Below are 6,542 nucleotides of genomic sequence, written 5' to 3' on the forward strand. Positions count from 1 at the left end.
AACCGGCTCGCTGCCACCGACGGCGCGCTGACCGTCCCCCTTCTAGCCAAGGTGCGCTCGATGGCGAGGCCGGTGCCGGCGCGATTGCTGGACGACCGACTGGTGTTCGACTCGCCCGAGTACGGCGTCGCGCCGGGGCAGGCGGCAGTGCTGTACGATGGCGAGCGGGTGCTCGGCGGCGGCTGGATCGCCGCAACCGAGGCGGCCGCGCTCGCCGCCTAGGGCAGCAGGAACGTCCCCTCGATCACCGTCACGCACGCGCCGCCCAGCACCACCCGGTCACCCGCCAGCGTGCAGGTCAGCCGGCCGCCACGCGCGCTTGCTTGATAGGCGGTGAACCGTTGCTGCCCGAGGCGCTGTGCCCAATAGGGAACAATCACGGCGTGCGCCCCGCCGGTGACGGGATCCTCGTCGATGCCAAAGGCGGGGGTGAAGGCGCGGGTAACGATCGTGGTGTCGTCGCCGGGCGCGGTCAGGATGATGAGCAGTTCGCCTTCCGCTGCCAGCGCCCGCTGGTCCGGCCGGCAAGCACGCACCGCCGCTTCGTCCGCCACTACGATCACGGCATAGCCGCCGTCGCGCCACAGCGTCTCGGTCGTGCGCTCCTCCAGCCCAAGCGCGGCGACGATCGCCGGCAGCGGCCTCGGCTCGGGCCGCCACGCCGGCAGCGCCAGCCTGTAGCCGCCGCCATCGCGTTCCACCGACAGCAGCCCCGCCTTGCGCGTCCGGAATCGCACCCGATCGAGCGACGGATCGGCGGACAGCACGACATGGCCGCTCGCCAGCGTCGCATGGCCGCACAGCACTACCTCGGCGGTCGGCGTGAACCAGCGCAGCTCGAACTCCGCCTCGCCGCTATCGTCGGCGACGACAAAGGCGGTCTCGCTCAAGTTGTTCTCGGCGGCGATCGCCTGCAGCGTCGCGTCGTCGAGCCAGCGCGCCAGCGGCATCACCGCCGCCGGATTGCCAGCGAAGGGCGAGGACGCGAACGCATCGACCTGGGTGAACGATATGCGCATCGGCTAGGCGCGCTTGCCGAACCAGTGCGGCGTCACATCGGCCTCGACCAGCGGGTTGTCGGTGTCGACATGGCCCTCGGGATCGAGATGGATCAGCACCTCCACGCGCGGGAACGCGATCTTGAGGTTGCACTCGACCGCTTCGACCAGATCATGCGCCGCGCCGACCGACAGGTCGCGGTCGACCTCCATATGGAACTGCGCGAAGTCGTGGCTGCCGGCGCGCCGGGTGCGGAAATCGTGGATGCCCTTCAGGCCGTTCTGCCGCGCGGCGACGTCCAGGAACGCGGCGCGCTGGTCCTCCGACCATTCCTTGTCCATCAGCATGTCGACCGCGTGCGTCGACGCCTTGATCGCACCCCATGCCAGCCAGGCGGCGATGCCGATGCCGAACACCGGGTCGGCGCTGCGCACGCCCCAATAACGGTCGAGCACCAGCGCCAGGATGACGGCGACGTTGACGAGCAGGTCCGACTGGTAATGCACCTTGTCGGCCATGATCGCGACTGAGCCGGTCTGGCGGATGACGTGGCGCTGATAGGATAGCAGCGCCAACGTCGCGGCGATCGCGACCAGCGAGGCGACGATGCCCAAGCCGGCCTCGCCACCGCTGCCGCCACCGGTGCCGAACCGGCTCAGCGCGCGCCACGCGATCGCGATCGCCGAGGCGGTGATGAGCATCACCTGGAACAGCGCCGCCAGCGCTTCCGCCTTGCCGTGGCCGAAGCGGTGGTCGTTGTCGGCCGGCGTCGCCGCCAGCCGCACGCCGTACAGGGTGACGATGCTGGCGAGCAGGTCGAGGCCCGTGTCGGCCAGGCTGCCGAGCATCGCCACCGAACCCGACGCCCAGGCGGCATAGCCCTTGAGCAGCAGCAGCGTCGACGCCATCGCCACGCCGGCCAGCGCGGCGCGAACGGCATAGGGGATCGCGCGGCGGCGCTCCTCGCCTGTCATCGGGTGAGGGTCATGGATATAGCAGCCCTTCGCTCCAGTCCTCGCCGTTTCGGGTGAACAGCCGCCGCTCATGTAGCCGATGCGCGCGATCCTGCCAAAACTCGATCCGAAGCGGCGTCACGCGATAGCCGCCCCAGAAGGGCGGCCGCGGCACCGGGCCGCCCTCGAACCGCGCCCGCGCTTCCTCGACCCGTGCCTCAAAGGTCTCGCGGTCGGCCAACGGCCGCGACTGGTCAGACGCCCAGGCACCGAGCTGGGAGTCGCGGCCACGGCTGGCAAAATAGGCGTCCGACTCGGCGTCGCCGGCCAGGCTCACCGGCCCCTCGATACGGATCTGCCGGCGCAGCGACTTCCAGTGGAACAGCAACCCCGCCTGCATGTTCGCCGCCAGATCGCCCGCCTTGCGGCCCTCCCGATTGGTGTAGAACACGAACCCGTCGGGCCCATGCCCCTTGAGCAGCACCATCCGCACCGATGGCTGGCCGCCCGCATCGACGGTAGCGAGCGCCATCGCCTCCGGATCATTGGGCTCGCTCGCCTTGGCCTCGGCATACCAGGTGTCAAACAGGGTCATGGGATCGGTCATTGCGGGCATCCATAGCCTGTTTCTCGCCGGAACGGAACGAGTCCGCCGGCCGATGATTGACTCAGGCGATCGAATCGCTTCCGCAACAAGGTGTTCCCCATGCCCGCACGCGCCTATTGGCAAGGACAGATCAGGCTCGCGCTGGTGTCGATCCCGGTGGAAATCTATTCCGCCACCAAGTCGGGCGCGTCGGTCAGCTTCAAGCAGATCCACGAACCCAGCGGCAAGCCGGTCCATTACGAGAAGGTCGTCACCGGCATCGGCCCGGTCGACCCCGACGAGATCATGAAGGGCTATCAGGTCGAGAAGGGCGAGTATGTCCTGCTGCAGCAGGACGAGATCGATGCGGTGAAGCTGGAGTCGAAGAAGACGCTGGAGTTGACCCAATTCGTCGACGCGACCGACATCGATGTGATCTATTACGAGAAGCCCTATTTCGTCGTCCCCGCCGACGACCTGGCCGAGGAGGCGTTCATCGTCCTGCGCGAGGCGCTGAAGCGGACAAAGAAGGTCGGGCTCGGCCAGTTGGCGCTACGCGGCCGCGAATATGTCGTTAGCCTGAAGCCGTGCGGGCGCGGCATGGTGCTGGAGACGCTGCGTTATGCCGACGAGGTCAACAAGGCGTCCGGCTTCTTCCGCGACATCGGCGAGACCAAGCCCGACGAGGAGCTGCTCGACCTGGCCGAGGCGCTGATCGCCAAGAAGACCGGGGCGTTCGCGCCGCAGGAGTTCCACGACCGCTATGTCGACGCGCTCAAGGACCTGATCGAGCGCAAGCGCAAGGCCAAGGGCGGCAAGATCATCGAGGACAAGGATGACGGTGCCCCGGCCAAGAGCAGCAACGTCGTCGACCTGATGGCGGCGCTTAAGAAGTCGATGGAGAAGCCGGGTGCGACGGCCGCGGAGGCGGCCAACGACGCGGCACCCGCGAAGAAGCCGGCGGCGAAGCGCGTGGCCAAGGCGGCAGTGGCGGAGGAGCCGGCGGCGAAGAAGGCCCCAGCCAAACCGGCAGCGCGCAAGCGTGCGTGACCCCTCCCTCCGTCATGCCGGGCTCGTCCCGGCATCCAGAGTCACAAACGGTGCGCTGCGTGGCTCTGGACCCCGGCACAAGGCCGGGGTGACGGAGGTCCGTTAAATGCCCACCGACCCCCTCGCCCGCTACAACGCCAAGCGCGACTTCGCCCAGACAGCCGAGCCCGCCGGTACCCTCGCGCCCGGCCACGGCAACAGCTTCATCGTCCAGAAGCACGACGCCACCCGGCTGCACTGGGATTTCCGGCTGGAGGTCGATGGCGTGCTGAAGAGCTGGGCGGTGACGCGCGGCCCCAGCCTCGACCCTGACGAGAAGCGGCTGGCGGTGCGGACGGAGGACCACCCGCTGTCCTATGCCAGCTTCGAGGGGACGATCCCCAAGGGGCAATATGGCGGCGGCACGGTGATGCTGTGGGACCGCGGCACCTGGGCGCCGATCGCCGGCAAGAGCGCGGCCGACCTGAGCAAGGGCCACCTCCACTTCGTCCTCGACGGCGAGCGGATGAAGGGCGAGTGGATGCTGATCCGCCTCAAGCCGCGCGGCCACGAAAAGAACGAGAATTGGCTGCTGAGGAAGGTGACGGACGGCTTCGCCGGCGGCACCGACGCACTGGCCGAGGAGGCGCTGACCAGCGTCGCCACCGGCCGGACGATGGCGGAGATTGAGAGTGGGAAGGCGACCACCCTACCCTCTCCTCCATCGCCGCGAATGCGGGGACCCAGCTCCGCCGCTGGTGCCAAGCGCGACAGGCCCGCGCTGGGCTCCCGCCGTCGCGGGAGTGGCGGGAAGCAACGAGGGAGCGCCACGCCTCCCGCCTTCGCCGACCCCCAGCTCTGCACCCTGGTCGACGCCGTCCCCGCCGGCAGCGCCTGGATGCACGAGGTCAAATATGACGGCTACCGTGCCCTGGTCGCGGTCGGCGGCGGTCACGCCAAGGTCTATACGCGTTCCGGCCTCGACTGGACCGACAAGTTCGCCGCCATCGCCGAGGCGGCCGCCGCGCTGCCGGTCGCCTCGGCGCTGATCGACGGCGAGATCGTCGCCTTCAAGGACGGCCGGCCCGACTTCTCGACCCTCAAGGACGCGATCGCGTCGGGCGGCGCGATGACCTTCTTCGCCTTCGACCTGCTGAGCCTCGACGGCGACGACCTGACCGCCCTGCCCAACGTCGCCCGCAAGGAACGGCTGCGGCCGCTGATCCCGGCAGACAATGAGCGCCTGCAGTTCGCCGAACACATCGTCGGCGCGGGTGAGAAGCTGTTCGCGACGATGTGCGAGCAGGGGCTGGAGGGCGTCGTGTCCAAGCTCGCCGACGCGCCCTATCGCGGCGCGCGCAGCAAGGCATGGGTCAAGACCAAGTGCCTGCACCGGCAGGAGTTCGTGATCGTCGGCTGGACCCCGTCGGACAAGAAGCGCGGCTTCAAGGCGCTGCTGCTCGGCGCTCATGACGGCGGCGAGCTGCGCTATGCCGGCAAGGTCGGCACCGGCTTCTCCCATGCGCTGATGGACGAGCTGCGCGAGCGCCTCGATGCGCTCGCCGCACCCGAGCCGACCGTCGCGGCCCCGCGCGCGATGGTGCGCGGCGCGAAGTGGGTGCGCCCCGAGCTGGTGGCGGAGATCGCCTATGCCGAGGTCACCCCCGACAAGGTGCTGCGCCATGCCAGCTTCCTCGGTCTACGCGGCGACAAGCCGGCGAGCGAGGTAGTGGTCGAGACGCCCGAGCCGGTGCCGGCCGCGCCCGAGGTGCACGTCAAGGTCAGCAGCCGCGACCGCGTGATCTTCCCCGAAGCCCCGCCGGAAAAGGGCGTCACCAAGGGCGAGCTGGCCGACTATTACGCGGCCGTCGCGCCGATCATGCTGCCCTGGGTCGCCGCCCGCCCGGTCAGCCTGGTGCGCTGCCCGCAGGGGCGCGCCAAGCACTGCTTCTTCCAGAAGCACGACGCCGGCAGCTTCGGCGAGTGGGTCCATCAGGTGCCGATCCGCGAGAAGGACGGGTCGAGCGAGGATTATCTGTACGTCGAGGACGCCGATGGCTTGGTCGCCTGCGTCCAGATGGGGACGATCGAGTTCCATGGCTGGGGCTCGTCGGTCGCGCATCTGGAGGCACCCGACCGGCTGGTGATCGACCTCGACCCCGACGAGGGGCTGGGTTTCGAGGAGACCAAGCGCGCGGCCGAGTATGTCCGCGACCAGCTCGCCGAGCTGGGCCTCGTCTCCTTCCCGCTGCTGTCGGGAGGCAAGGGGGTGCATGTCGTCGTGCCGCTGACGCCGCGGGCGGAGTGGCCGGCGGTCAAGGACTTCGCCGACCGCTTCGCGCGGGCGTTGGCGACCGCCGAGCCCGAGCGCTTCGTGGCGGTGATGACCAAGGCCAAACGCAAGGGGCGCATCTTCATCGACTGGTTGCGCAACCAGCGCGGCTCCACCGCGATCATGCCCTATGCCGCCCGCGCCCGCCCCGGCGCGCCGGTCGCGGCACCGGTGTCGTGGAGCGAGCTGCGCGGCCTCGACACCGCGGCGCGCTGGTCGGTGCGCGACGCGGCGACGCTGATCGAGCGGGCGAACGGGCGCGGGCTGAAGGGCTGGGGCGTGGCGGACCAGGTGCTGCCGGACTTGTAGGTCCGTTCGCACCCGCCCCACGGGAGAAGCATGTTGCGCCGCACCGCGAAAGCGTAGAGCGTCGCGCGCTGATGGCCACCAGCCCCGCCCCCCTGTTCGATGCCGCCGTCCACGCCCGGCGCTGGGTCGCGGATTATTGCGCGTCGGCCGCGTCGGGCGACGTGCTGTGCGGCGAGACCGCGCCCGCCTGGACGGCGATGCTGGAGGAGCTGGCGGCGGTCGCCTCCGACGATCTGGGCCATGCGCGCGAGCGGGTGCAGCGCCACGCCGCCGACATCGGCACCGGCTTCCGCGTCGCCGGCGAGGCGGAGGAGCGGCCCTGGCCGCTGTCGCC

6 protein-coding genes and 1 pseudogene are annotated in these 6,542 nt (G+C 69.7%); 4 read left to right on the top strand and 3 right to left on the bottom strand.

From position 1 onward, the window contains the following. A partial coding sequence (locus HUU96_RS09195; protein ID WP_368039757.1) for an aminomethyltransferase beta-barrel domain-containing protein occupies positions 1–222 on the top strand: 222 nt, incomplete at its 5' end. On the opposite strand, the gene HUU96_RS09200 is transcribed toward HUU96_RS09195, so the two are convergent. The 3 genes from HUU96_RS09200 to pdxH are packed head-to-tail and all read right to left on the bottom strand — an operon-like array spanning position 219 to position 2,559. Then, a complete protein-coding gene (locus HUU96_RS09200; protein WP_174292526.1) occupies positions 219–1,019 on the bottom strand; it encodes a PhzF family phenazine biosynthesis protein in 801 nt (266 codons plus the stop codon). The genes HUU96_RS09195 and HUU96_RS09200 overlap by 4 nt on opposite strands. A gap of 3 nt (positions 1,020–1,022) precedes the next feature. Further along, positions 1,023–1,973, bottom strand: a complete 951-nt coding sequence (locus tag HUU96_RS09205) for a cation diffusion facilitator family transporter (protein ID WP_174292527.1) — start codon at positions 1,971–1,973, stop codon at positions 1,023–1,025. A gap of 10 nt (positions 1,974–1,983) precedes the next feature. Next, complete coding sequence (gene pdxH / locus HUU96_RS09210) at positions 1,984–2,559, bottom strand: pyridoxamine 5'-phosphate oxidase (protein WP_174292528.1); 576 nt, start codon at positions 2,557–2,559, stop codon at positions 1,984–1,986. Positions 2,560–2,658: 99 nt separating this feature from the next. Between pdxH and HUU96_RS09215 the strand changes: the two genes are divergently transcribed. From HUU96_RS09215 to HUU96_RS09225, 3 genes and pseudogenes are all read left to right on the top strand, one after another. Next, positions 2,659–3,588, top strand: coding sequence for a Ku protein (locus HUU96_RS09215; protein WP_174292529.1), 930 nt, complete (start codon positions 2,659–2,661; stop codon positions 3,586–3,588). A gap of 106 nt (positions 3,589–3,694) precedes the next feature. After that, positions 3,695–6,208, top strand: a complete 2,514-nt coding sequence (gene ligD, locus HUU96_RS09220; RefSeq protein ID WP_174292530.1) for a DNA ligase D — start codon at positions 3,695–3,697, stop codon at positions 6,206–6,208. 71 nt (positions 6,209–6,279) lie between these two features. Then, positions 6,280–6,542, top strand: a pseudogene (locus HUU96_RS09225) (circularly permuted type 2 ATP-grasp protein); the annotation flags it as partial.

The organism is Sphingomonas bacterium (assembly GCF_903644135.1).
GTDB lineage: Bacteria > Pseudomonadota > Alphaproteobacteria > Sphingomonadales > Sphingomonadaceae > Sphingomonas.